This window comes from Rhodoferax sp. AJA081-3, assembly GCF_017798165.1.
Lineage (GTDB): Bacteria > Pseudomonadota > Gammaproteobacteria > Burkholderiales > Burkholderiaceae_C > Allorhodoferax.
In genome coordinates, this window is record NZ_CP059068.1 from 1628825 (window position 1) to 1653111 (window position 24287).

Here is a 24287-nt window from a genome sequence, read left to right on the forward strand (position 1 = left end):
CATACGCCTCCCTTAACTTGGCGCATTCAGGGCCTACAGTGTTGGGTCGACAGTACTCACCAAGCATTGACGACCAATATCGTTCGGTGTACCGAACTTGATTGAATTATGAATGGCTCCTAATGGGTTTGTCAAGCAGGTACGCAATCGTTCGGTACGGTGGTATTATTTTGGGCTTGAATCAAACAATTTAGGAGAAAACAGTGCCTTCACCCCTGGGCGACAAGATCCGCGCACTGCGAAAACAAAAAAAGCTCAGCCTTGAGCAACTGGCAGAGCTGACAGAGTCCAGCAAAAGCTACATCTGGGAGCTGGAAAATAAAGACGATCCGAAGCCATCGGCTGACAAGATTGGCAAGATTGCGGCCGTCCTCGAGGTCACTGCCGAGTTCCTGCTCACAGAATCTTCGGCCACACCGGACGAGGCAGTGCTTGATGAAGCGTTCTTCCGCAAATTCAAAACCATGTCCGAACCGGACAAGAAGAAGATCCGAAAAATCCTGGATGCCTGGGAGGACGAATGACGGAGGCGAAAGGTCCCATGGTTGAGGCCAACCGCATCTCGAAGATGCTCAACATGGTGCTCGGCCCAGAACGATTTCCGGTCAAGGTTGATGAGTTGGCGCAGGAATATTCGCGGCAGTGCTTTGCAGATTCCCCGATCGACAAGGTTCAAGGCGAAGACCTCGACGGATTCGACGGCCTTCTGAAGGCAAACAAGTCACGATCGAAGTGGTTGATCCTCTATAACAGTGCAGTCCGATCCGAGGGCCGCAAGCGTTTCACGATCGCGCACGAGTTTGGCCACTATCTTCTGCATCGTCATCAGCAGAGCGAATTCCAATGCGGTGACGATGACATTGAGACTGGTGATCGCAACAAGAACGACATTGAAACCGTCGCAGATCAGTTTGCATCAACTTTGTTGATGCCACTTGACGATTTCCGAAAGCAAGTTGACGGGCAGTCAGTCAGTTTTGATCTCCTGGGACACTGTGCCGATCGGTATGGCGTATCCCTGACTGCAGCTGCATTGCGATGGATTGAGATCGCAGACAAGCGAGCAGTCCTTGTGGCCAGCCGCGACGATCACATGCTTTGGGCAAAATCGAACGAGTCTGCGTTCAAGTCTGGCGCGTATTTCGCAACACGCAAACGGACAATCCCCGTCCCGCGCGCGTCATTGGTTTACAGCGATAACTGTTCAGGAGCCGCGCAATCTCAGTCAATACAGGCAAAGGTCTGGTTTCCGCGTGAGCCTGCCTATGTTGAACTGACAGAGATGTCGAAGATCGCAGGAAATTACGACTACACGCTATCCCTGCTATTGATGCCTGAAGCCGAGTGGCGGCAGCCTCAGCACGACGACGGCGAGCCCGAGGAAGATAGCTTTGACCGATTCATAAATAACGGCCAATTTCCAGACAGAAAGTAATCGGCCCCAGTCCGGCTTTTCGCATTAGCCCGCATCCACCAGCGTTCGCCCGCAACTCCCTCATGGCGTTGGCCGCAGCCCTTCAGGACAATTTTGCTTCGAGCAAGTTGGACAAAAAGGACCGCTAACCAATGCATGAAATCAACCACACACCACCGGAGCGAATGACTCCAGAGCAACGCCGACTTGAGGTCGCGTCGCTTTTAGCCAGAGGGTTGGCGCGCCTTCGGACAGCACATCCCGCCCAGTCCGCAATCGTTGTCAAAAGCAGCGATGTTTCACTTGCCTTTTCTGGCAACCAGCGCGTTCATTCAGACCCCGTCAACAACAGACATACGGAGTCCTGATGAGACCAAGCAAGCCAACCCCCACCACGCCACTGTCTGTGGCATCGCAAATTTCTCAGTTGCCCGAACTGGCCATGGCGGACATCAAGTCGCTTTGGCAACGGCTGTTCCACGCTGCGAACCCCACCCACAACCGGCAATTTCTGGAACGCCGGATTGCCTACAAATTGCAGGAAATCGAGTTTCGCAAGGTCGACCCAGGACTTCTTGATCGCAATAAGCGCCGCATCGAAAACTTGATTGAAACCGGCAAGGTCAAGACTCGCGATCCTGACTACCGTCCTGTGGCTGGCACCATGCTCACCCGCGAGTACCAGGGCAAGGAATATCGCGTCATTGCCAGCGCCGATGGCAATTACAACTTTGACGGCCGGACATTCCAAAGCCTGTCCCAGATCGCGCGGGAAATTACGGGCACGCGGTGGTCGGGGCCGGTTTTTTTTGGTCTCAAAGCGCGTACCGAGAAAAAGGCAGCGACTAGGAAGGGAGGTAGGTCATGAGCGACGTGCTGAAACGGCGCATGCGCTGCGCCGTCTACACCCGTAAGTCCAGTGAAGAAGGGTTGGATCAGGAATACAACTCGATTGATGCGCAGCGTGACGCAGGCCATGCATATATTGCCAGTCAGCGCGCCGAAGGCTGGATTCCGGTCGCCGACGACTATGACGACCCGGCCTTCTCCGGCGGAAACATGGAACGCCCCGGACTCAAGCGCCTGATGGCCGACATTGAGGCAGGCAAGGTTGACGTGGTTGTGATCTACAAGATTGACCGACTGACGCGCAGCCTGGCCGACTTTTCCAAGATGGTCGAAGTGTTTGAGCGCCAGGGTGTGTCCTTTGTCTCCGTGACGCAGCAATTCAACACCACAACCTCCATGGGGCGACTCATGCTCAATGTGTTGCTTTCGTTTGCACAGTTTGAACGCGAAGTTACAGGGGAGCGGATCCGGGACAAGATCGCGGCCAGCAAGCGCAAAGGCATGTGGATGGGCGGTGTCCCACCCCTTGGCTACGATGTGGAAAACCGACGCTTGGTCCCCAATCCACAGGAGGCCAAATTGATCCGCCACATCTTCACCCGGTTCGTTGAACTGGGGTCCAGCACCAAACTGGTGAAAGAACTGAAACTTGATGGCGTGACCTCAAAAGCGTGGACTACGCAGGACGGCAAGGTTCGTGAGGGCAAGCCCATTGACAAGGGTTTGGTTTACAAGCTTCTGGGCAACCGAACCTACCTGGGCGAACTTCGCCACAAAGAGCAGTGGTACCAGGCCGAACACCTGGCGATCGTCGATCAGCCTGTTTGGGACAGCGTGCACGCCATCTTGGCCACCAATGGACGCTCTCGCGCCAATGCCACACGAGCGACAACTCCATTCCTGCTGAAAGGTATTGTCTTTGGCCATGATGGTCGGGCATTGACACCTTGGCACAGCACAAAGAAAACAACCGGAAAGCGGTACCGCTATTACTTGCCCATGCGTGACCTCAAGGAGCATGCTGGTGCATCCGGATTGCCTCGTATGCCAGCGGCTGAATTGGAGTCGGCGGTACTCGACCAACTGCGCAACATTCTGCGCGCCCCAAATTTGCTCAGCGACCTGGTGCCGCAAGCAAAGAAACTGGATCCAACTCTGGACGAAGCCAAAGTCACGGTGGCCATGACGCGCTTGGACCTGATCTGGGATCAGCTGTTTCCGGCAGAGCAGACTCGCATCGTGAAGATGCTGATCGAGAAGGTGATTGTGTCGCCGAGTGACCTTGAGGTCAGGTTACGGGCGAATGGCATTGAACAGCTGGTCCAGGAATTACAGGCGGATCGAGCGAGCACAAAGCGTGAAGAGGCAATGGCATGAATGAGGTGCGCATCCACAAAACAGGGGAGCCAGAAATCATCCAGTCAAGCGACGGTAGGCTGACTTTGTCGGTTCCCATCCAGTTCAAACGGCGTGCTGGACGCAAGCAAGTGACGCTGCCCAATGGTCAACCCAGTCTACCTCGACCGTGGGATACGGCTGCGACTTCATTGCAACTGGCCCTGGCCAGGGGCCACAAATGGCTGGCAATGATGGAGTCTGGAGAGGTCAGCACCTTGACCGAAATAGCCAAGAAGGAGGGTATCGACAACAGCTACGTCAGCCGGATGGTCAACCTGACAACCCTGGCACCGGACATCATTGACGCCATTCTGCTCAATGAATTGCCGGACCATCTGACACTGTTCGATCTAGCTGTGGACCCACCCGCGCTGTGGGATGAGCAGCGCGCACGGCTTCAGATTGTGTAGACCAGCCGATGTGACTGGGATAGAATTTCCGCAGGTGCCCACCATACTTGCACACGAGTAAAAAAAGGCGTTTCCTCACAATTGTTGAAAACCTCTCTTTGAGCCTCGCCGTCGGGGACTTAAACGTGTGCGTCTGACCCGAAATTGGCGTGGCACACAGGAAAGGTTCGTTATGACAATCAAAGAGCTCGCGTATTCCGCGCAGCAACAACTCCAAGCCAGCACCGGCAAACCCCTCAAGAGAGCGCACATCTACGAACTGCTGGCAGCCTCGTTCGGCTTCAACTCCTACGCCGCACTCGGGGTTGATTCCATTTTTACGCAGCAACGCCCGGGAGACAAGCGCCTTGGCGCCGACAGCGCTTTAGTTAGTGGGCGCTGCATCGAGCTTGGGTATCCACCGGAAATCGTGGATCTGGTCTCGGTTTCGCTAGGGTCCTTCCTGGCAGAGCGCCAGATTGGCATCGTGCGGATTTCAGCGTTGATCAGCCAACTTCGAGGGGATTGGTCCGGCCCAGAAGGCAATCCGATTGGCGGCGACACTGAGCAGTTCAACGGCGAGAAAGTCGATTGGTTCGCTGATCGGTGGGGCGATAGTGAAGAAGGTGATTTCGCACCGCTCATGCTAGATGGGTTGGAAACTGCGGCCAGCAAAGGCAACGCTCTCGCTCACTACGCACTGGCGCTGATCCATGCCCCCGACAACGATGAAGACACCGATCAGGGTGCTGGAAGCCCTTATTGGCATTCCCAGGCACAAAAAGGTCATGTGCTCACCGGCGTAGAAAAGGAGTGGGCAGACGCTCATGCAGCTCGACTCGCCCAGGATGATAAGTACGCCCGCCATCTTCGCGAGGCCGGTCGACTCGGCAACCAACATGCGCTCATCGACCTTGCGGAGCGGTTTGACAATCCGTCGTTCTTTGAGGTGCCGCGTCACGATGTTGGGGCAGATCCATCGGCCGTTGCCGAGATTGCCGAGCGGCTCGGGCGCGTGGCTGATGCAAAGCACTGGCTTACCGTGGCTGCCGAGAGTGGGGACACCCGTGCCATGCTCCGCTTGATCGAAGAACACGATCAGGGAGATCTGGCTCGGCGCTGGACTTGGGTGTACCTGTCTCGGCTGGTAGGCACGGACCTCTCCAAGGACGATCACTACGCAATCAACGAGGACGGCTCGGAGTACGACGACGATGTTGGCGGTCCCGTCTATGCAGCGGGCCGCGACGGCGTAGATCTCGAGTCTCTCAGTGCGGAGCAAGATGCCACAGCCAAGGATGCCGCGCGGAAACTTTTCGATCGAATTCAACGAGCTGCTGCTCCGACGCACCGAGGGTAGGGTGGCGGAAGTTGCTCCCTCCGGGTAGCAATGACGAAATCTAACTGATTGATTAGTCCGGACGTAACCCATTGATTTTTATGGGCATGAACCGAAAATCTTGCGGACTTCGGGTCGTTTGGGGTGCTCTCCGCTGCGGAGACTATCGGCACGGAGAGAGCAAAAGTGGCGAATTTCTGGGTGCCAGGAATAACCGCGAAGTCCGCAAGAACCCTCGGGAACCCCAATGAACACGCGGGGATAGGCAAAAAAAATCCAACCGGAGACCCGGTTGGATTTTTAATCTGGTGGAGCTGGCGGGATTTGAACCCGCGTCCGCAAGCCTTCTTCGAACAGTTCTACATGTGTAGCCGTCTGGTTTAAGTCTCGCCTTTTGCATCGCGCAGTGGCACGCTACGCAAAACGCCAGTAACCTATTTTCTCGACCCGCCCTAAGTCACCCAAGGCGGGCCCAGCCGAATGAAATTACCCCACAGCCTGGACAGCCCGACCTTGCGATCTGACTACCCTTGCCCAGCCTATCGGCTTGCTGTTGTGAGGCTCACGTGCAATTAAGCAGCGAGTGCGAAACGTTCGTCGTTTGCAGTTAGTTTTTTTCTGCGGTTTTACGAGGTAACAGAACCTCGACATGCCCTGCTGCGCGTCCGAACCCACGTCGAAACCAGTGCAGCCCCAAGTCTTCTATTTTAGGCGCTTGCCAGCAATTGCAAGAGCGCAAGTGGTGAATTAATCTCGGCGTGGGCGCCCCAGGCGTGAATTTCGGTCTTTTTACCCAAATAACCGTAACTGGCAGCAACGGTTTTCATGCCGGCAGCCAGACCAGCCACAACATCGCGCTCGTCATCCCCCACATACAAACACTGTGCAGCATCCACGCCCAACTGCCGTGCGGCCTCCAGCAAAGGCGCCGGATGGGGCTTGGCGTGTGGTGTGGTGTCACCACTCACAATCGTCCCCGCATTGGCGAACAAGGGCATGGCACGGGTCAGCGGGTCCGTGAAGCGCGACGACTTGTTGGTCACCACACCCCAGGGTAGTTTTCGCTGCTCCAAATGGGCAATCAGCTCCTGAACGCCATCGAAGGCATAGGTGCGCTCGGTCATACAGGCCGCGTAGTTAGAGAAAAACTCTTCCCGCATGGCATCAAAACCCGGGTCTTGCGGAGCAATGCCAAAGGCGATCTCCAGCATGCCACGGGCGCCCGCACCGGCCATATGGCGGTAAGAAACCAGGGGCAGAGAGGGCATGCCACGCGCAACACGCATTTGGTCTGCAGCTGCGCCCAAATCTGGTGCACTGTCAATCAGGGTGCCGTCCAGATCAAACAGAACGGCGGCGATATTCGGAAAAAGCACGGTGTTGGGCAAGACTAGAGAGGCTTTTGGGTGGCCAACAGGTAGTTGACACTGGTGTCGCGGCTCAGGGAGTAACGTGTGGTGATGGGGTTGTATTCTAGGCCGCTGGTTTGGCGAACGTCCAGCTCTGATTGGCGGCAGTAACCGGCCAATTCACTGGGGCGTATCATTTTGGCGTACTCATGGGTGCCGCGTGGCAACATGTTGAGCAGGTACTCGGCCCCCACAATCGCAAACAGAAAAGACTTGGCATTGCGGTTGAGCGTGGAGAAGAACACCCAGCCACCGGGTTTGACCAGATCGGCACAGGCCTGCACCACGGACGCAGGGTCGGGCACATGCTCCAGCATCTCCATACAGGTCACCACATCAAAGGAGGCCGGGGCTTCTGCCGCCAGTGCTTCGGCACTGACTTCACGGTAGTTGATATTGGGGGTTTGCGCCTCTAACGCGTGCAGTTGGGCTATTTTGAGCGCTTTTGTCGACAAGTCGATACCCAGCACATCTGCAGCGCCCCGTCTGGCCATGGAATCGGCCAAAATACCGCCCCCGCAGCCCACATCGAGTGCGCGAAGACCGGTCAGGGGACAGATGGAGTGGATCCAATCCAGCCGCAGCGGATTGATCATGTGCAGCGGGCGGAATTCGCTGTCCATATCCCACCAGCGGTGGGCCAACTCGGAAAATTTGGCTAACTCAGCCGGGTCTGCGTTCACTGTATCGTTCATGCCGCAATTATGTCCAGATTGGGGCGACCACATTTCAACAGGCAACAAAAAACCCGCCGAAGCGGGTTTTTTGGAGATTAGCCTGGGCTAGTCGAATTACTTGTTGGTACGTGTACCAACAACTTCGATTTCCACGCGGCGGTTCTTGCTACGGCCTTCGGCGGTCTTGTTGTCAGCAACGGGTTGCTTCTCGCCCTTGCCTTCGGTGTACACGCGGCTCTTTTCGATACCTTGAGACACCAAGTAAGCCTTCACAGCTTCGGAACGCTGAACGGACAGCTTCTGGTTGTAAGCATCAGTACCGACGGAGTCAGTGTGACCCACAGCGATGATGACTTCCAGATTGATGCCCTTGACCTTGCTGGCCAGATCGTCCAACTTGGCTTTGCCTTCGGGCTTCAGGACAGCCTTGTCGAAGTCAAAGAATGCGTCAGCAGCGTAAGTCACCTTGCTGGCAACTGCGGGAGCAGGTGCTGGAGCGGGTGCTGGCTTGGCAGCAGGTGCTGGAGCGGGTGCTGGAGCAGGTGCTGGAGCGGGTGCTGGAGGAACAATGGCGCCATCGCAGCCAGGGGCTGCAGTTGCAGGAGTCCAGAAATTGCTGCGCCAGCATTCGCCAACAGAGTTCTTCCACACTTCACCGGAGCTGTTTCTCCAGTTTTGGATCTCTTGTGCACCAGCAGCGGTGGCGAGTACTGCGGCAGCGAGGGCGATTGCTACTCGATTCAATTGTTTCATGGCGTTCCTTTTGCGTAACAAACTGCAGCATCGCTGCGAATAATTTTAGGGACGCCCCAAATAGGGACGTTCCGGTCATTGTGCCATACCACAACGACTACTTTTGACTGCTATTGCATAGTCCTGCGCACAATTGGCCCGAATGTTGCCATCTAACGACATCTGCCGGGCCGTAGAATCCTGGGTTGTCTTTGATATAGCTTTAAGCCATCCATGACCCAGTTCGCCAAAGAAACCCTGCCCATCAGCCTTGAAGAGGAAATGCGGCGCAGCTACCTCGATTACGCCATGAGCGTGATTGTGGGCCGCGCCCTGCCCGATGCGCGCGACGGCCTCAAGCCCGTTCACCGGCGTGTGCTGTTCGCCATGCACGAGCTGAACAACGACTGGAACCGGGCTTACAAGAAGTCGGCCCGCATTGTGGGCGACGTGATCGGTAAGTACCACCCCCACGGCGACCAGTCGGTGTACGACACCATCGTTCGCATGGCGCAGGACTTCTCCATGCGCCACATGCTGGTGGATGGACAGGGCAACTTCGGATCGGTGGACGGCGACAACGCGGCGGCTATGCGGTACACCGAAATCCGTTTGGCCAAGATTGCACACGAACTGCTGGCCGACCTGGACAAGGAAACGGTTGATTTCGGCCCCAACTACGACGGCTCCGAAAAAGAACCCCTGGTACTGCCCACCCGCTTGCCCAATTTGCTGGTCAACGGCTCCGGCGGCATTGCCGTCGGTATGGCCACCAACATCCCGCCGCACAACCTGAACGAAGTGGTGGATGCCTGCCTGCATTTGCTGAAGAATCCGGAAGCCTCGATTGACGAGCTGATGGAAATCGTGCCAGCCCCCGATTTCCCAACTGCCGGCATCATCTACGGCATCAATGGCGTCAAGGACGGCTACCGCACCGGCCGCGGCAAGGTGGTGATGCGCGCGCGCTGCCACTTCGAGGACATCGACAAGGGCCAACGCCAAGCCATCATCGTGGACGAACTCCCCTACCAGGTCAACAAAAAGACCTTGCAGGAGCGCATGGCCGAGCTGGTGCACGAGAAGAAGATCGAAGACATCAGCCACATCCAGGACGAGTCCGACAAATCGGGCATGCGCCTGGTAATCGAACTCAAGCGCGGCGCCGTTCCCGAGGTGGTGCTCAACAACCTGTACAAGCAAACGCAGTTGCAGGATACGTTTGGCATGAACATGGTGGCCCTGATCAACGGCCAACCCAAGCTGTGCAACCTGAAGGACCTGATCGAGGTCTTCCTGCAGCACCGCCGCGAAGTGGTGACACGCCGCACCGTGTTCAACCTGCGCAAGGCCCGCGAACGTGGCCATGTGTTGGAAGGCTTGGCCGTTGCCTTGGCCAATATCGACGACTTCATCCGCATCATCCGCGAGTCACCCACACCGCCGGTTGCCAAGGCCGAGTTGATGACCCGCCCCTGGGACAGCAAGCTGGTGCGCGAAATGTTGACCCGCGTGCGTGCCGATGGCGGCCTGATCAATGCCGATGACTACCGTCCCGACGGTCTGGAAAAAGCCTTTGGCATGGGCAGCGATGGCCTGTACCGTCTGTCTGACACCCAGGCACAAGAAATTCTGCAAATGCGCCTGCAACGCCTAACCGGGCTGGAGCAGGACAAGATTGTTGCCGAGTACAAAGAAGTGATGGCCGAGATCGACGACCTGCTGGACATTCTGGCCAAGCCCGAGCGGGTTTCCATCATCATCGGTGAAGAACTGGGTGCCATCAAACAGGAATTTGGCCAATCCAAATTGGGCGCACGCCGCAGCCTGGTCGAACACTCTTCCTACGACCTGAGCACCGAAGACCTGATCACCCCCACCGACATGGTGGTGACAATGAGCCACAGCGGCTACATCAAGAGCCAGCCGCTCAATGAATACCGCGCGCAAAAACGCGGTGGACGCGGCAAACAGGCCACCGCCACCAAGGAAGACGATTGGGTAGACCAGCTGTTTGTGGCCAACACCCACGATTACATGCTGTGTTTCTCCAACCGTGGCCGCATGTACTGGCTCAAGGTCTGGGAAGTGCCCCAAGGCTCGCGCGGTTCGCGCGGACGCCCCATCGTCAACATGTTCCCACTGCAAGAAGGCGAGAAGATTAACGTGGTGCTACCGCTCACAGGCACCAACCGCACCTTCCCGGCCGACCACTACATCTTCATGGCCACCAGCATGGGAACGGTCAAGAAGACGGCCTTGGACGAGTTCAACAACCCCCGCAAGGGCGGCATCATTGCCATTAACCTGGACGACGGCGACTATCTGGTTGGCGCCGCGCTGACCGATGGCAAACACGACGTGATGCTGTTCAGCGATGGTGGCAAGGCCGTGCGTTTTGACGAAAACGACGTGCGCGCCCTGGGCCGCAACACACGCGGCGTGCGCGGCATGGACCTGCCAGACGGCCAGTCAGTCATCGCCATGCTGGTGGCCGAGGACGAGCAGCAAAGCGTGCTCACGGCCACCGAGAACGGCTACGGCAAACGCACCAGCATCACCGAATACACCCGCCATGGCCGCGGCACCAAAGGCATGATTGCGATCCAGCAATCCGAGCGCAACGGCAAGGTGGTGGCAGCAACGCTGGTACATGTGGACGACGAAATCATGCTGATCACCGACAAGGGCGTGCTGGTGCGCACCCGCGTCAGCGAGATCCGCGAACTCGGCCGTGCCACACAAGGCGTGACCTTGATCGGTCTGGACGAAGGCTCCAAGCTCAGCGGCTTGCAACGCATCGTAGAAAACGACGCGAATGCGGCCGGAGAAGACGACACGTCTGACGCAGCGGACGGCAACGAGGCCAGCGACCAATAAGAACCATGACAGAACCGAGTGCACCCCTGCCCAATCTGTCGGAGCTGCGCGTCCAGATTGACGCCATAGACCAGCAACTGCTGCGCTTGCTCAATGACCGGGCACTGGTGGCCGAGAAGGTGGGCGAAGTTAAAAAGCGCGAAGGCACAGCCTTCTTCAGGCCAGACCGTGTGGCGCAGGTTATCGACAAAATCCAGACCGCGAACCCAGGCCCCCTGAAGGACGCCCATGTGGCCGACATCTGGCGTGAAATCATGTCGGCCTGCCTGGCGTTGGAAGCGCCACAACGGGTGGCGGTGTTGGGCCCGGCGGGTACCTTTTGTGAGCAAGCCGCCATTGAGTTTTTTGGCGGTGCCGCCAACCTGATCTATTGCGCAAACTTTGACGAGGTCTTCCACGCCACGGCCGCTGGCAGCGCCCAATACGGTGTGGTGGGTGTCGAGAACTCGACCGAAGGCATGGTCACCCGCTCCTTGGACCTGTTCCTGCACTCGCCAACCCATGTCATCGGCGAGGTGACCCTGCTGGTGCGGCACAACCTGCTGCGCCTGGAAAACTCCCTGGAAAATATTGAAGCCGTGCTGGCCCACCCATTGGCGCTCGCCCAGTGCCAGGCCTGGCTGACCAAACACTTACCCCACGCGGAGCGCCGCCCCGTTTCCAGCAATGCCGAGGGTGCACGCCTGGCCACCACCAACCCCGCGTGGGCGGGTTTGGCCAGCGAACGCGCTGCCACGCAGTTTGGCTTGCACATCGCAGCCCATGCGATACAGGACGAAGCCTACAACCGCACACGTTTTGCGATCATTTGCCTGCCGCAGACACTGGGCACACCGCCGCCATCGGGCAAGGACTGCACCAGCCTGATCGTGTCCGTACCCAACAAGCCCGGTGCCGTGCATGACCTGCTGGTGCCGCTGAAGGCGCATGGCGTGTCCATGACGCGTTTCGAATCACGCCCTGCACGAACCGGCCAATGGGAATACTATTTCTATATCGACCTGCAGGGCCACCCCTCGCAGCCCCACGTGGCGTTGGCGCTCCAGGAGCTTCAGCGTCTGTGTGCCTTTTACAAAGTACTGGGTACCTACCCGGTCGCCGATTGATGCCAATCTTCAGGAACCCTTATGTTTGAACAGCTTGGCTTGATCGGATGCGGCCTGATGGGCGGCTCGTTTGCACTCGCACTCAAACGTGCGGGTTTGGTCAAACGTGTGGTCGGTTACAGCAAGTCGCCCAGCACCACGGAACGCGCCCGGTTGATGGGCGTCATCGACGTGGAAGCGCCCTCCGCGCTGCTGGCCGTGTCGGGTGCCGATATTGTGCTGATTGCGGTGCCGGTAGCTGCCACCGAAGCCACGTTCAAGGCCATCAAACACCTGGTCACGGCCAATATGTTGGTCATGGATGTGGGCTCCACCAAACGTGACGTGATCGATGCGGGCCGCCGCGCTCTGCGTGAGCACGTCGGGTCGTTTGTGCCTGCCCACCCCATCACGGGCAAGGAAGTCTCGGGTGTGGACAACGCCGACCCCGATTTGTACGCGGGTCGCCAGGTCATCCTGACACCGATCGAGCGCACGCTGACCGTGCAGCTGCAAAAAGCTGTGGACGTGTGGACCGCGCTGGGTTGCCGGGTGCTGAAAATGTCGCCCGAACAACATGACGCCGCGTTTGCAGCCGTCAGTCACCTGCCGCATCTGATTGCCTTTGCGTTGATGAACGCCATTTCGGGCCAGCCTCAGGGCAAGGACTACCTGTCGCTGGCCGGCCCAGGCTTCCGCGATTTCAGCCGTATTGCCGCCAGTGACCCCAAGGTCTGGCGCGACATCCTGATTTCCAATCGGGAAGAGCTACTGGCCCAGTCCAAAATTTTCCAGCGCAACCTGCATGCGTTGGAGCTGATGATTTCCAGCGGCAACACCGAGGCGCTGGAAGGCCTGCTGGAGCAAGCCAGCATCACCCGTGGCACCTGGAGCATGACCTCCCGACACAATCCCTGATGTATTCCACCGCATTTTTAGACATCCCCCCACTGGCCGGCGCCGCTGGCACGGTCACCCTCCCCGGCTCCAAAAGCATCTCCAACCGGGTTCTGCTGCTGGCGGCCATGTGCACCGGCACCACCACCGTCCATGACCTGTTGGATTCGGACGACACCCGCGTCATGCTGGACGCCCTGCGCGTGCTGGGCTGTGGCCTACGCCAGTCGGGAACCACCGTGCAAATTGACGGATTGGGCGGCAAACCGGTGTCTACACACGCCAAACTATTCCTGGGCAATGCGGGCACTGCCATGCGCCCGCTGACCGCCGCCTTGGCGGTACTGGGTGGTGACTTCGAGTTGAGCGGCATCCCCCGCATGCACGAGCGCCCCATCGGCGACCTGGTGGATGCCCTGCGCCAACTGGGTTGCCGCATTGACTATTTGGGTAACGACGGCTTCCCGCCGCTGCACATTGGCACGCCGGCCTTGGTCCTGGATGCGCCTATCCAGGTACGGGGCGACGTATCCAGCCAGTTTCTGACCGCACTGCTGATGGCTCTGCCCCTGGTTGCACAGAAGGACATCGTCATCGAGGTTGTGGGGGAGCTGATTTCGCGCCCCTATATCGAGATTACCCTGAAGCTGCTGGCGCGTTTTGGCGTCGTTGTGCAGCGTGACGGCTGGCAGCGCTTCACCATTCCGGCGGGGTGCCAACTGCAATCCCCGGGTGACATCCATGTCGAGGCCGACGCTTCATCTGCTAGCTATTTCATAGCGCTAGGTTCAATAGCGACGGGGGCTACAGGCCAAAATTCCATAAAGATACTGGGCGTTGGGGCCGATTCGATCCAGGGCGACATCCGTTTTATGGAGGCGGCCCAGCAAATGGGCGCACACATCGCAAGCGGGCCTAACTGGCTGCAAATCTCCCGTGGCAGCTGGCCCCTGAAGGCCATAGACCTGGACTGCAACCACATCCCCGATGCAGCCATGACGCTGGCAGTGATGGCGCTGTATGCAGAAGGCACCACTACGCTGCGCAATATCGCCAGCTGGCGTGTCAAGGAAACGGACCGGATTGCCGCCATGGCCACCGAACTGCGCAAGCTGGGCGCCACCGTCGTGGAAGGCGCGGACTTTATCCAGGTGACGCCGCCCGCCGCCAAAGAAGCCTGGAAAGCAGCCAGCATCCACACGTATGACGACCACCGGGTTGCCATGTGTTTCTCGCTGGCAGCCTTCAATCCGGCCGGGATTCCGGTGCGTATTGAAGACCCCAAATGTGTGGCCAAGACCTTCCCCGACTATTTTGAAGCCCTGTTTTCGGTCGCGCACACGCCACAACCCGGCATTCCTGTGGTCTGTGTGGACGGCCCCACCGCTTCGGGCAAAGGCACGCTGGCCGTGGTGCTGGCACAAAAGCTGGGCTACCACTTTCTGGATTCCGGTTCGCTCTACCGCATCACCGCATTGGCGGCCCAGCGCGCGGGCCTGGGGCTGGATTTGGCGCACGAAGCGGCCATCGCGGAGCTGGTCAAGGGCCTGCACATCCACTTCACCAACGGCCGGGTTCTGCTGGACAGCGATGACGTAAGTGACACCATCCGCACCGAAGAAGCCGGCATGAACGCATCCAAAGTGTCCGCTTTGCCCCGCGTACGCGACGCTTTGATCGATTTGCAGCACAGTTTCCGCCAATTGCCGGGCCTGGTGGCCGACGGCCGCGACATGGGTACGGTGATCTTTCCGGACGCCCCGCTCAAGGTATTTCTGACCGCCAGCGCCGAGCGCCGGGCCGAGCGCCGTTATAAGCAGTTGATTTCTAAGGGTATTTCAACTACACTCCCATCTCTTCACGCGGACCTGGAGGCACGTGACGCCCGGGATTCATCCCGAGTGGTCGCACCGCTCAAGCCCGCAGAAGACGCCCGGTTGCTGGACAACTCGGATTTGACGGTTGAAGAATCGGTAGATCTGGTGTTGGACTGGTGGCAGGGCAAACAGCCTTTTCAAACCGTTTGAAATAGCTGGTCGGTCCTCACCGCCCCTCTCGCGCAGCAGCGCACTGGTGGTGTGGTTCAACAACTTAACCCCGCGGTCATTTGACCGCAAAGCAAATGTCAGAATCTTTCGCAGACCTATTTGAAGAGTCACAAAAACGCTCGGAAACCCGCATCGGTGAAGTCGTTACCGCTGAAGTCGTTCGCATCGAACACAACTTCGTCGTGGTCAACGCCGGCCTGAAGTCCGAAGCGTATGTTCCATTGTCCGAATTCAAGAGCGACAAGGGTGAACTCGAAGTTCAAGTAGGTGAGTTTGTGTCCGTGGCTATCGTCGCCATGGAAAACGGCTACGGCGACACCATCGTCAGCCGCGACACCGCCAAGCGCCTCGCTTCGTGGATGTCTCTGGAAAAATCTTTGGAATCCGGCGAATTCGTCACCGGTACCACTTCCGGCAAGGTCAAGGGCGGTCTGACCGTTCTGGTCAATGGCATCCGTGCCTTCCTGCCCGGTTCGTTGGTTGACACACGTCCTACCAAGGATCTGTCTCCGTACGAAAACAAGACCATGGAATTCAAGGTCATCAAGCTGGACCGCAAGCGCAACAACGTCGTGTTGTCCCGCCGTGCCGTGGTCGAAGCCTCCATGGGCGAAGAGCGCGCCAAACTGATGCAGACCCTCAAAGAAGGTTCTGTGGTCCAAGGCGTGGTCAAGAACATCACCGAATACGGTGCGTTCGTGGACCTGGGCGGTATCGACGGCCTGCTGCACATCACCGACATGGCATGGCGCCGCGTCCGTCACCCATCCGAAGTGGTGACCGCTGGCCAAGAGATCACTGCCAAGATCCTGAAGTTCGACACCGAAAAGAACCGTGTCTCGCTGGGTCTGAAGCAAATGGGCGACGATCCTTGGATGGGCGTCAACCGCCGTTACCCCCAGTCGACCCGCATGTTCGGCAAGATCACCAACATCGCCGACTACGGCGCGTTTGTGGAACTCGAACCCGGAATCGAAGGCCTGGTCCACGTGTCCGAAATGGACTGGACCAACAAGAACGTTGCTCCTTCCAAGATCGTTGCCCTGGGTGACGAAGTCGAAGTCATGGTTCTGGAAATCGACGAAGACAAGCGTCGCATCTCCTTGGGCATGAAGCAATGCAAGGCCAACCCATGGCAAGAGTTCGCTCAAAACACCAAGCGCGGCGACCGCGTGAAGGGCCCGATCAAATCCATCACCGACTTCGGCGTGTTCGTCGGTCTGGCTGCTGGTATCGACGGTCTGGTGCATTTGTCCGACCTGTCCTGGAACGAAACCGGCGAAGCTGCCGTGCGCGAATTCAAGAAGGGTCAAGAAGTCGAGGCTTTGGTCTTGGCTGTGGACGTGGACCGCGAGCGCATCTCCCTGGGTATCAAGCAGTTGGATTCCGATCCTTTCACCACCTTCGTGTCGATCAACGACAAGGGCCAGGTTGTGACCGGTAAGGTCAAGACGGTTGATCCTAAGGGCGCTGAAATCGACCTGGGCGATGACATCATCGGTTACCTGCGCGCTTCCGAAATCTCCCGCGACCGCGTGGAAGATGCTCGCAACGTGCTGAAGGAAGGCGACGAAGTGACCGCTGTGGTTGTCAATGTGGATCGCAAGACCCGCAACATCCAGTTGTCCATCAAGGCCAAGGACATGGCTGACCAAGGCGAAGCCATGGCTGCCCTGAGCCAGTCTTCTGCCCGCGAAAACGCTGGCACCACCAGCCTGGGCGCTTTGTTGCGCGCCAAGCTCGACAACAACAACTAATCAGCTGGGGACAGGGTTAAATCTGTCCCTCAAGATTATTTGACATGCTGTTGAATTGAACAAACGGCCGGCGCCCCAAGCGTGTGTTTGGGAACCGGTCGTTTTTTCTTGGATAAAAATACTTTGCCATGACACGCTCCGACCTTGTTGAAGAACTCGCCAACCGTTTTGGCCAGCTCACCCATCGCGATGCCGAATTTGCCGTCAAGGCCATTCTGGACGCCATGAACGACGCCCTGGTCGCAGGCCACCGCATAGAAATTCGCGGTTTCGGCAGTTTCTCGATCAACCACCGCCCGCCCCGCATGGGTCGCAACCCCCGCAGCGGCGAAAGTGTGGCCATCCCCGAGAAGCGTGTACCCCATTTCAAGCCTGGCAAAGCCCTGCGCGAATCCGTGGACCAGCGCACCGCTGAACTCGAAGGCAAAGTCAAAGCCTGACAGGCTTGGGGCGCTTCTGCCCCGTTAGAATCCCTCGACACCGAGGAGATCAATGAAACAACTTGCATGGTTTTTGAAGTGGGCGCTGAAGGCGGCCATTTTTTTTACCCTCTTCGCCTTCGCACTGAACAACCAGCACGATGCCACTGTGCGTTTTTTCTTCGGCCAGCAATGGACGGCGCCGCTGGTTCTGGTGGTGCTGAGTGCATTTGCGCTGGGCCTGGTGATTGGCGTACTGGGCATGGTGCCCCGCTGGTGGCAACACCGCCGTGCGGCGGCCCTGGCGCGCAAGGAATCCGCAGCCGCAACCAGCCTGACACCCACCGAAAAACCTTCCGCACCGCAGCAACCCCCGTATGGAATTTGACCTGAGCCTGATATTGCTGGCCTTGCCCATTGTTTTTGTGCTCGGCTGGCTGGCATCGCGGTTTGACCTGCGCCAACTGCGCATTGAAAACCGGCAAGCACCCAAGGCCTACTTCAAAGGTCTCAATTTCCTGCTGAACGAACAACAGGACCAGGCGATAGATGCCTTTATCGAGGCGGTACAAAACGACCCCGACACCTCCGAACTGCACTTCGCACTGGGCAACCTGTTTCGCCGCCGCGGCGAATACGAACGCGCGGTGCGGGTACACCAACATTTGTTGTCACGCGGCGATCTGGCGCAGGATGACCGGCACCGCGCCCAACACGCGCTGGCACTGGACTACCTCAAGGCCGGCCTGCTGGACCGCGCGGAAGAGGCCCTGCTCAAGCTCGATGGCACCCGCTTCGAAGCCCAGGCCCACCTGGCCCTGCTGGCCAACTACGAACGCTCCCGCGACTGGGAACACGCCGCGCAAATTGCACGCAGCCTAGAATCCAAGGGCCAGGGCAGCTTCAAGGGGCGGCTGTCGCACTATTTGTGTGAACAGGCACACGCCTGCATCGCCACTAACGATATGGCCCAGGCCGAACAGCACCTCACCCAGGCCATGCACACTGCGCCCGACGCACCGCGCCCCCGCATGGACATGGCCAAGCTCCAGTTTCTGCAAGACAAACCCGCACTCGCCTGCGAAACACTGACCCAGGCCCTGGTCACCGCCCCCACCGCCATAGGCCTGATTGCACCCCTGCTGGCCCAATACGCCATTGCCGCAGGACAAGGCGTGCGGACGCTGGCCCGCCTGAAGGCCGCTTATGCCCATACACCGTCACTCGACGTGCTGGACGCCATCGTGGCGCTAGAGGCGGCCAGTGGCGCCCCTACCGCCACCGCACGAGAGTGGTATGCCCGCCACCTGGAAATTGAACCCTCGCTGGTGGCAGCCGCCAAATGGATTGCAGGCGAAAAACTGGAGCACGAACAATTCCACCCCCAAGTGCAGCGCGCACTGGACCAGGCCGTCAAACCACTCACTCGCTACCGCTGCGCCGCCTGCGGGTTTGAGGCCAAACAACATTTCTGGCAATGCCCCGGCTGCCAAGCCTGGGACAGTTACCCCGCCCGCCGTGTAGAAGAACTATGACTATCTCCAAAGAAAAAATGGCCACCGCCCAGGTGCTGGTGGTCGGCGATGTGATGTTGGACCGTTACTGGTACGGCGCCGTCGATCGCATCTCGCCCGAAGCACCGGTGCCCGTGGTGCGCATCACGCGTGAAGAAGAGCGCAACGGCGGTGCGGCCAACGTGGCTTACAACGTGGTCACACTGGGCGCGCAGGCTTCACTGCTGACCGTGGTGGGGGACGATGAAGCCAGCCACAAGCTCGAAGCCCTGGTGGCACAAACCGGTATCCAGCCCCATTTCGGGCGCGATGCGGAGCTCAAGACCACGGTCAAGCTGCGGGTGATTGGACGCCAGCAGCAGTTGTTGCGCCTAGACTTTGAAAACACACCCAAGAACGAGTTGCTGGCCTCACAAACGGCCGCGTTCGAAAACCTGTTGCCGGTGCACGGGGCCGTGCTGTTCTCGGACTACGGCAAGGGTGGACTGGGCCACATCACCGACATGATTGCCCGCGCGCGCGCCGCCGGCAAACCGATCCTGGTTGACCCCAAGGGCAGCGACTTTGCACGTTACACCGGCGCCACCGTCATCACCCCTAACCGCGCCGAGCTTCAACAGGTCATTGGCGCCTGGGCAGATGAGGATACCTTGCGCAGCAAGGTACATGCCCTGCGTACCGCGTGCAAGCTGGACGCGATTTTGCTGACCCGCAGTGAAGAAGGCATGACCTTGTTTGATGCCCAGGGCGACTTACACGTCAGCGCTGTCGCCCGTGAGGTGTTCGATGTGACCGGCGCAGGTGACACGGTGATCGCCACCATGGCGGCCCTGGTGGCCGCAGGCATGAGCCTGCGCGACGCCGTGCCCATCGCCAACCGGGCCGGTGGTGTGGTGGTGGGTAAGTTTGGTACGGCTACCGTCAGTTACGACGAGCTGTTCACCAACCGCTGAAGAGGAACAGAAAACATGACACGTATTGTTGTAACCGGCGCCGCAGGTTTTATTGGCAGCAACATCATCAAGGGTCTGAATGCGCGCGGCATTGACGACATCATTGCGGTGGACGACCTCAAGCAGGGCGACAAATTCCGCAACCTGGCCGGCCTGCGCATTGCCGACTATGTAGACGCCGACATCTTTTACGAGGCCTTTGCCGGTGGCTCCTATGGCCAGATCGAAGCCGTGTTCCACGAAGGTGCCTGCAGCGACACCATGGAACTCGATGGCAAATACATGATGGCCAACAACTACACATTGTCGTGCCAGTTGTTCCACGCCTGCCAGAAGCGCGGTGCACGCCTGTTGTATGCATCGTCGGCAGCCACCTACGGCGGCTCGGACACGTTTCGTGAAGAACCGGCCTTTGAACTGCCGCTCAATGTCTATGGCTACTCCAAGCTCTTGTTCGACCAGCGCATGCGCAGAGAATGCGGCAGTGATTTTCAGCGCACCAAGGCCGGCAAGACCAACCAGGTCGTGGGCTTTCGTTACTTCAATGTCTATGGCCCGCACGAGCAACACAAGGGCCGCATGGCCAGCGTGGCCTACCACCAGTTCCACCAGTTCCATGCCGAGGGCAAGGTCAAGCTGTTCGGCGACTACGGTGGTTATGCAGCCGGTGGCCAGATGCGCGACTTTGTCTACATCGACGACGTGGTGGCCGTCAACCTGTGGTTCTTCGACCACCCCGGCGAATCTGGTATCTACAACCTGGGCACAGGCCAGGCACAACCGTTCAACGATGTGGCACTCACCGTGGTCAACACCCTGCGCGAGCAGCGTGGTGAAAGCGCGCTGTCGCTACAGCAGGCGGCCGCAGATGGGCTGATCGAATACATCGCCTTCCCCGAGGCCTTGCGTGGCAAATACCAAAGCTACACCCAGGCCGATCTCAGCGCGCTGCGCAGCACCGGGTGCCAACACGCGTTTGCCAATGTGCAAAGTGGTGTGCGCGCCTACGTACAGGCATTAACAGCCAGTCGCTGACCAAGGGTAGGTGCGGGCGGGGTTGTCGGCCGGTCAGTCAACCGCGCCAAGCTAAGGTACGTTGTAGGCTGGACACCAAGACTCTGGTGCCAGCCTCTTAGTTAACCACTCCACACACTCCTGAAGGAATGCACATGTTGAAGAAAATCCTGGTCCTCGCCGTGCTGCTGTACGCAAGCCTTTCTTTTGCTGCAGTCGATGTCAACAAAGCCACTGCGGCAGAGCTCGACGGCATCAAAGGTATTGGCCCCGGCATCTCCACCAAGATCATTGACGAGCGCAAGAAGGGCAATTTCAAAGACTGGAACGACTTCGTCGAACGCGTCAAAGGTGTGGGTGAAGGCAATGCCGCCAAGTTCTCTGCCGAAGGCATGACCGTCAACGGCGCAGCCTTCAAGGGCGCCGCTGCTGCACCAGTCGCCAAGGCAGATGCCAAGCCTGCCGCTGCTGCACCAGCCGCCGCACCGGCGCCTGCAGCAGCCCCCGCTGCCAAGGAAGAAAAGAAAGACCCCAAGGCCGAAGCCAAGATGAAGGCTGAGGAAGCCAAGAAGGCCAAGGCCGAAGAAAAAGCCAAGAAGGCAGAAGAAGCCAAGGCCAAAAAAGAAGCTGCCAAACAAGCCAAGGAAGATGCCAAGAAAGCCAAGGCTGACGCTGCTGCAACCGCAGCTCCTGCCACGCCCGCAGCACCTGCGGCACCTGCCGCCAGCGCACCCAAGGCCACTGCCAGCGCCGCCAAGAAATAAGCGCTACGCCGCTGACCCCACCCACCCGCTTCGGCGGGTTTTTTGTTTCTGGTTTTCGCCATTGCGGCGACGGATGCGCCAGCGTATGCTCGCGCTTGCCAGACCGGCCAGAACCCCAAGACAAAGGCACACCCCATGACCCCATTGCCCCTGGTGAAGCTGAGTTGCATGGTGCTTTTGGCAGGCGCTGTGTCAAGCGCCCATGCACAGTGCACACGCCTGGTCTTGGCTGCAGACCCGGACTACCCACCCCTGCACTGGTACGACGGCAACACCATGCACGGCGCTTCCATCGCCATTGCCAAGCGGGTGCTGGACGATCTCAAAATCCCCTATGAGGTGCGTTACCTCGGCCCCTTCCCCCGGGTGATGGCGGCAGCCGAACGGGGCGATATCGACATGGTGGCCACCCTGAAAAAAACGCCGGAGCGCGAAGCGTTTTTGCTGTACCCCAAAACAGCGGCCTTTGTGAACCCGGTCGCCGTCTTCACATCCAGAGACCGCCCCATCACCTTCAACAGCCGCGCAGACCTGATTGGCCTCAGGGGCGGCATCACACGCAGTAATGTCTTTGGTGATGGTTTTGACGAATACATGAAGCAGAACCTGACCATCGAAGAGGCCAACAGCCCCGCGAACAATTTCAGCAAACTTGGCGCGGACCGGTTGGACTACTTCATCACCGGGTATTACACCGGCATGGCCCACCTGCTCAAGCGCGGCGACGAAGAGCGTTTTGTCGCCAAGTCACCGTTCCTGGTGGAGACCGCCAACTACATGGTTCTGACACGCAAAGGCCAGTGCGCCGACAAACTCGACGCCATTGACACCCGCCTGTCCCTGCTCAAGAAAAGTGGCGCGCTGGATGAGCTGATACGACAGAGTTTTGCCCAGTGGAAGGCCAACCCGGTGGTGGTGGTGAAGTGACTTCAAGCAAAACGTGCCTCTAGCCCCCGTGATTGCTAACAGTAGTGCTATTATTTATATAGCTACTGGCATGCGGTTCAATTGCGAAGACTGAGCCGACCCCACCCGGTCGAGCACACGTTTGCAGGCGGGTGCGACCAAGGGGATGGTGATGGTGAATGTCGCACCCTGCCCCTCCACACTGTCCACCGCCACCGTGCCACCCAGCACACCCGTGGTGATGTTGTGCACGACGTACAAGCCCAGGCCCGAACCCCCTTGCCCCAGCCGGGTGGTGAAGAAGGGTTCAAACAGGTGGCGCCTGTGCGCCAGCGGAATGCCACTACCGAAGTCACGCACGCTGATGGTGGCGTGGTCTGCCCCCACACAACACGCGTCCACCGCTATATGACCCGCGGTTTGGCCCTTGTCGTAGCCATGCAAGATGGCGTTTTCAATCAAGTGTGTCAGTACCTGGCCCAAAGGACCTGGAAAACTGTCGAGCGCCGCGTCCTGCAGGGCATCACATGTGAGCGTACAAGCCGACTTGGCCACCAGGGGTTTGAGCGTCAGCAATATCTCTGCAATCGCCGTGGCCAGGGAAAACTGCCGGCGCTGCGAACTGGTCTGATCTACCGCCACCTGCTTAAAACTGGTGATCAGCGTGGCTGCGCGGGTAATGTTGCGCCCCATCAGGTCGGTGGCCTGGCGCGAATCGTCCAGAAAACTTTGCAGGTCTGAGCGTTTGAGCCCCGCCTCCGCCAACTGCGCCAGTTCGGCGACACGGTAGTCCAGTGCACTCACGGCCGTCACGCAGTTGCCAATGGGTGTATTCAACTCATGGGCAACACCCGTGACCAGCGAACCCAACGCTGCCAACTTTTCCGATTGGACCAACTGGTCTCGGGCCAGCTCCAGCGTGGCCAGGGCCTGCGTCAACTCCTGGTTGACCAACAGCAACTCCGCAGTGCGCTGGGCCACACGCGCCTCAAGCTGGGTATTGAGCGCCAACACTTCCTCTTGTGCGAGCCGACGCTCGGTGACATCGAAATAGGTGAACACCACCAGCGTACGGGTGGCCTCCACAAATGATCGGCTGGACAGCGATACCCAGCGAATGGCACCATCGGCGCGCTGGAGCTGGGCTTCTTCGTTATGTATAGCCTCGCCACGCAAAGCGCGGTCCAACCGATGCACCCGCTCCTGGGGATTGACCCACAACCCCAGGGTCAGGCCCGACTGACCCTGGGCCGCGGCGCGGTCAAAGCCAAAGGTTTCAAACCAGGCGTCGTTCCAGACCGTCGAACTGAAGCCATCGCTACTGGAGGAATATCCCATGGGCATGGGGGACTGGTCAAACAGCCGAACAAAACGCGCCTCACTTTCCTGCAAGGCGATGCTGGCGGCCCGCGCCAGCGTCACGTCTTCCATCAACCACACCGCACCTTCATCAGGGTTGTCTGCATGGACCCAACTGGCCGTTACCCGGCACCAGATGGGTTCACCCCGGTGGTTGCTGTAGCACAGCTCTCCATCGAATCGTCCATGCGCAGACAGCGCAGGGTAGACCAATGCACCATTCTCCGCCCAGGCCTGGTCACTGGCATACATGACCCGCGTGGGCTGGCCCTGCATCTGGTTATGCTCCCAGCCGAAGATGGCCTCAAACGCCGGGTTGCAACGCTGGATGCGCCGGTCCCTGGTGAACAGAATGCCCGTCGCCGCCCGGTCAAAGATCATCTGCTGTTCTCGCAGCAGACGCTCGGTCAGCGCAACGGCTATGTCGACACTGTCTTTGGAGTTCATGGTCGATCCCCGATCCGGTCGGTGCAGTTGGCGGCGG

Annotated in this window: 22 protein-coding genes and 1 other RNA gene; 18 read left to right on the forward strand and 5 right to left on the reverse strand. The window is 58.8% G+C overall.

All coding sequences use genetic code 11. The features are described from left to right. Positions 1 to 203 precede the first annotated feature (203 nt). From HZ993_RS07550 to HZ993_RS07575, 6 genes are all read left to right on the forward strand, one after another. Entirely contained in the window at positions 204 to 524 is a 321-nt protein-coding gene (locus HZ993_RS07550; RefSeq protein WP_209396623.1) for a helix-turn-helix domain-containing protein, read from the forward strand. Beyond that, a complete protein-coding gene (locus tag HZ993_RS07555; RefSeq protein ID WP_209396624.1) occupies positions 521 to 1435 on the forward strand; it encodes an ImmA/IrrE family metallo-endopeptidase in 915 nt (304 codons plus the stop codon). The genes HZ993_RS07550 and HZ993_RS07555 overlap by 4 nt, the downstream gene beginning before the upstream one ends. 385 nt (positions 1436 to 1820) lie before the next feature. Then, a complete protein-coding gene (locus HZ993_RS07560) occupies positions 1821 to 2282 on the forward strand; it encodes a DUF2924 domain-containing protein (RefSeq protein ID WP_245213867.1) in 462 nt (153 codons plus the stop codon). Next, positions 2279 to 3640, forward strand: coding sequence for a recombinase family protein (locus HZ993_RS07565; RefSeq protein ID WP_209396626.1), 1362 nt, complete (start codon positions 2279 to 2281; stop codon positions 3638 to 3640). Before HZ993_RS07560 ends, HZ993_RS07565 begins: the two co-directional genes overlap by 4 nt. Further along, positions 3637 to 4071, forward strand: coding sequence for a LacI family transcriptional regulator (locus tag HZ993_RS07570; protein ID WP_209396627.1), 435 nt, complete (start codon positions 3637 to 3639; stop codon positions 4069 to 4071). The genes HZ993_RS07565 and HZ993_RS07570 overlap by 4 nt, the downstream gene beginning before the upstream one ends. A gap of 172 nt (positions 4072 to 4243) precedes the next feature. Then, positions 4244 to 5410 (forward strand): hypothetical protein, encoded by a 1167-nt coding sequence (locus HZ993_RS07575; protein WP_209396628.1) that lies wholly within the window; start codon positions 4244 to 4246, stop codon positions 5408 to 5410. Positions 5411 to 5695: 285 nt separating this feature from the next. Here HZ993_RS07575 and ssrA read toward each other — a convergent pair. The 4 genes from ssrA to ompA form a co-directional block, all read right to left on the reverse strand. After that, positions 5696 to 6084: a transfer-messenger RNA gene (ssrA, locus tag HZ993_RS07580) on the reverse strand. 12 nt (positions 6085 to 6096) lie between these two features. Then, complete coding sequence (locus tag HZ993_RS07585) at positions 6097 to 6765, reverse strand: HAD-IA family hydrolase (RefSeq protein ID WP_209396629.1); 669 nt, start codon at positions 6763 to 6765, stop codon at positions 6097 to 6099. Between the two features lie 14 nt (positions 6766 to 6779). Then, complete coding sequence (gene ubiG, locus HZ993_RS07590) at positions 6780 to 7493, reverse strand: bifunctional 2-polyprenyl-6-hydroxyphenol methylase/3-demethylubiquinol 3-O-methyltransferase UbiG (RefSeq protein WP_209396630.1); 714 nt, start codon at positions 7491 to 7493, stop codon at positions 6780 to 6782. A 96-nt stretch (positions 7494 to 7589) separates the two neighbouring features. Then, on the reverse strand, positions 7590 to 8228 hold the full coding sequence (gene ompA, locus HZ993_RS07595; RefSeq protein WP_209396632.1) for an outer membrane protein OmpA: 639 nt from the start codon (positions 8226 to 8228) through the stop codon (positions 7590 to 7592). 213 nt (positions 8229 to 8441) lie between these two features. Between ompA and gyrA the strand changes: the two genes are divergently transcribed. The 12 genes from gyrA (at position 8442) to HZ993_RS07655 (ending at position 22465) form a co-directional block, all read left to right on the forward strand. Further along, complete coding sequence (gene gyrA, locus HZ993_RS07600; RefSeq protein WP_209396633.1) at positions 8442 to 11087, forward strand: DNA gyrase subunit A; 2646 nt, start codon at positions 8442 to 8444, stop codon at positions 11085 to 11087. 5 nt (positions 11088 to 11092) lie between these two features. Continuing rightward, positions 11093 to 12193 carry a prephenate dehydratase gene (gene pheA / locus HZ993_RS07605; RefSeq protein ID WP_209396635.1) on the forward strand — a complete coding sequence of 367 codons (1101 nt, stop codon included), beginning with the start codon at positions 11093 to 11095 and terminating at the stop codon, positions 12191 to 12193. A gap of 21 nt (positions 12194 to 12214) precedes the next feature. Next, positions 12215 to 13090 carry a prephenate dehydrogenase gene (locus HZ993_RS07610; RefSeq protein ID WP_209396636.1) on the forward strand — a complete coding sequence of 292 codons (876 nt, stop codon included), beginning with the start codon at positions 12215 to 12217 and terminating at the stop codon, positions 13088 to 13090. Then, complete coding sequence (locus HZ993_RS07615; RefSeq protein WP_209396637.1) at positions 13090 to 15096, forward strand: bifunctional 3-phosphoshikimate 1-carboxyvinyltransferase/cytidylate kinase; 2007 nt, start codon at positions 13090 to 13092, stop codon at positions 15094 to 15096. The genes HZ993_RS07610 and HZ993_RS07615 overlap by 1 nt, the downstream gene beginning before the upstream one ends. Before the next feature lie 95 nt (positions 15097 to 15191). Continuing rightward, positions 15192 to 16874, forward strand: a complete 1683-nt coding sequence (gene rpsA / locus HZ993_RS07620; RefSeq protein WP_209396639.1) for a 30S ribosomal protein S1 — start codon at positions 15192 to 15194, stop codon at positions 16872 to 16874. Positions 16875 to 17002: 128 nt separating this feature from the next. Then, the gene (locus HZ993_RS07625) at positions 17003 to 17314 is read left to right on the forward strand and encodes an integration host factor subunit beta (RefSeq protein ID WP_209396640.1); all 312 of its coding nucleotides are present in this window, start codon (positions 17003 to 17005) and stop codon (positions 17312 to 17314) included. 52 nt (positions 17315 to 17366) lie between these two features. Continuing rightward, positions 17367 to 17681 (forward strand): lipopolysaccharide assembly LapA domain-containing protein, encoded by a 315-nt coding sequence (locus HZ993_RS07630; RefSeq protein WP_209396641.1) that lies wholly within the window; start codon positions 17367 to 17369, stop codon positions 17679 to 17681. Beyond that, positions 17671 to 18828: a lipopolysaccharide assembly protein LapB gene (gene lapB / locus HZ993_RS07635; protein WP_209396643.1), complete on the forward strand. Its 1158-nt coding sequence runs from the start codon at positions 17671 to 17673 to the stop codon at positions 18826 to 18828. Before HZ993_RS07630 ends, lapB begins: the two co-directional genes overlap by 11 nt. Then, a complete protein-coding gene (gene rfaE1, locus HZ993_RS07640) occupies positions 18825 to 19760 on the forward strand; it encodes a D-glycero-beta-D-manno-heptose-7-phosphate kinase (RefSeq protein WP_209396645.1) in 936 nt (311 codons plus the stop codon). The genes lapB and rfaE1 overlap by 4 nt, the downstream gene beginning before the upstream one ends. 15 nt (positions 19761 to 19775) lie before the next feature. Then, a complete protein-coding gene (gene rfaD / locus HZ993_RS07645; protein ID WP_209396648.1) occupies positions 19776 to 20795 on the forward strand; it encodes an ADP-glyceromanno-heptose 6-epimerase in 1020 nt (339 codons plus the stop codon). A gap of 134 nt (positions 20796 to 20929) precedes the next feature. Next, positions 20930 to 21538 (forward strand): helix-hairpin-helix domain-containing protein, encoded by a 609-nt coding sequence (locus tag HZ993_RS07650; RefSeq protein WP_209396659.1) that lies wholly within the window; start codon positions 20930 to 20932, stop codon positions 21536 to 21538. A 135-nt stretch (positions 21539 to 21673) separates the two neighbouring features. Further along, positions 21674 to 22465 (forward strand): ABC transporter substrate-binding protein, encoded by a 792-nt coding sequence (locus HZ993_RS07655; protein ID WP_209396662.1) that lies wholly within the window; start codon positions 21674 to 21676, stop codon positions 22463 to 22465. A gap of 54 nt (positions 22466 to 22519) precedes the next feature. Here the strand turns inward: HZ993_RS07655 and HZ993_RS07660 are convergent, their stop codons facing one another. Next, positions 22520 to 24250 carry a PAS domain-containing sensor histidine kinase gene (locus HZ993_RS07660; RefSeq protein ID WP_209396675.1) on the reverse strand — a complete coding sequence of 577 codons (1731 nt, stop codon included), beginning with the start codon at positions 24248 to 24250 and terminating at the stop codon, positions 22520 to 22522. Positions 24251 to 24287 lie beyond the last annotated feature (37 nt).

Excerpts from the sequence above, each read along its gene's own strand:
- HZ993_RS07555 (WP_209396624.1), top strand. The coding sequence starts at position 521 with ATGACGGAGGCGAAAGGTCCCATGGTTGAGGCCAACCGCATCTCGAAG.
- HZ993_RS07565 (WP_209396626.1), top strand. The coding sequence starts at position 2,279 with ATGAGCGACGTGCTGAAACGGCGCATGCGCTGCGCCGTCTACACCCGT.
- HZ993_RS07570 (WP_209396627.1), top strand. The coding sequence starts at position 3,637 with ATGAATGAGGTGCGCATCCACAAAACAGGGGAGCCAGAAATCATCCAG.
- HZ993_RS07575 (WP_209396628.1), top strand. The coding sequence starts at position 4,244 with ATGACAATCAAAGAGCTCGCGTATTCCGCGCAGCAACAACTCCAAGCC.
- ubiG (WP_209396630.1), bottom strand. The coding sequence starts at position 7,493 with ATGAACGATACAGTGAACGCAGACCCGGCTGAGTTAGCCAAATTTTCC.
- ompA (WP_209396632.1), bottom strand. The coding sequence starts at position 8,228 with ATGAAACAATTGAATCGAGTAGCAATCGCCCTCGCTGCCGCAGTACTC.
- gyrA (WP_209396633.1), top strand. The coding sequence starts at position 8,442 with ATGACCCAGTTCGCCAAAGAAACCCTGCCCATCAGCCTTGAAGAGGAA.
- pheA (WP_209396635.1), top strand. The coding sequence starts at position 11,093 with ATGACAGAACCGAGTGCACCCCTGCCCAATCTGTCGGAGCTGCGCGTC.
- HZ993_RS07610 (WP_209396636.1), top strand. The coding sequence starts at position 12,215 with ATGTTTGAACAGCTTGGCTTGATCGGATGCGGCCTGATGGGCGGCTCG.
- HZ993_RS07615 (WP_209396637.1), top strand. The coding sequence starts at position 13,090 with ATGTATTCCACCGCATTTTTAGACATCCCCCCACTGGCCGGCGCCGCT.
- rpsA (WP_209396639.1), top strand. The coding sequence starts at position 15,192 with ATGTCAGAATCTTTCGCAGACCTATTTGAAGAGTCACAAAAACGCTCG.
- HZ993_RS07625 (WP_209396640.1), top strand. The coding sequence starts at position 17,003 with ATGACACGCTCCGACCTTGTTGAAGAACTCGCCAACCGTTTTGGCCAG.
- HZ993_RS07630 (WP_209396641.1), top strand. The coding sequence starts at position 17,367 with ATGAAACAACTTGCATGGTTTTTGAAGTGGGCGCTGAAGGCGGCCATT.
- lapB (WP_209396643.1), top strand. The coding sequence starts at position 17,671 with ATGGAATTTGACCTGAGCCTGATATTGCTGGCCTTGCCCATTGTTTTT.
- rfaE1 (WP_209396645.1), top strand. The coding sequence starts at position 18,825 with ATGACTATCTCCAAAGAAAAAATGGCCACCGCCCAGGTGCTGGTGGTC.
- rfaD (WP_209396648.1), top strand. The coding sequence starts at position 19,776 with ATGACACGTATTGTTGTAACCGGCGCCGCAGGTTTTATTGGCAGCAAC.
- HZ993_RS07650 (WP_209396659.1), top strand. The coding sequence starts at position 20,930 with ATGTTGAAGAAAATCCTGGTCCTCGCCGTGCTGCTGTACGCAAGCCTT.
- HZ993_RS07655 (WP_209396662.1), top strand. The coding sequence starts at position 21,674 with ATGACCCCATTGCCCCTGGTGAAGCTGAGTTGCATGGTGCTTTTGGCA.
- HZ993_RS07660 (WP_209396675.1), bottom strand. The coding sequence starts at position 24,250 with ATGAACTCCAAAGACAGTGTCGACATAGCCGTTGCGCTGACCGAGCGT.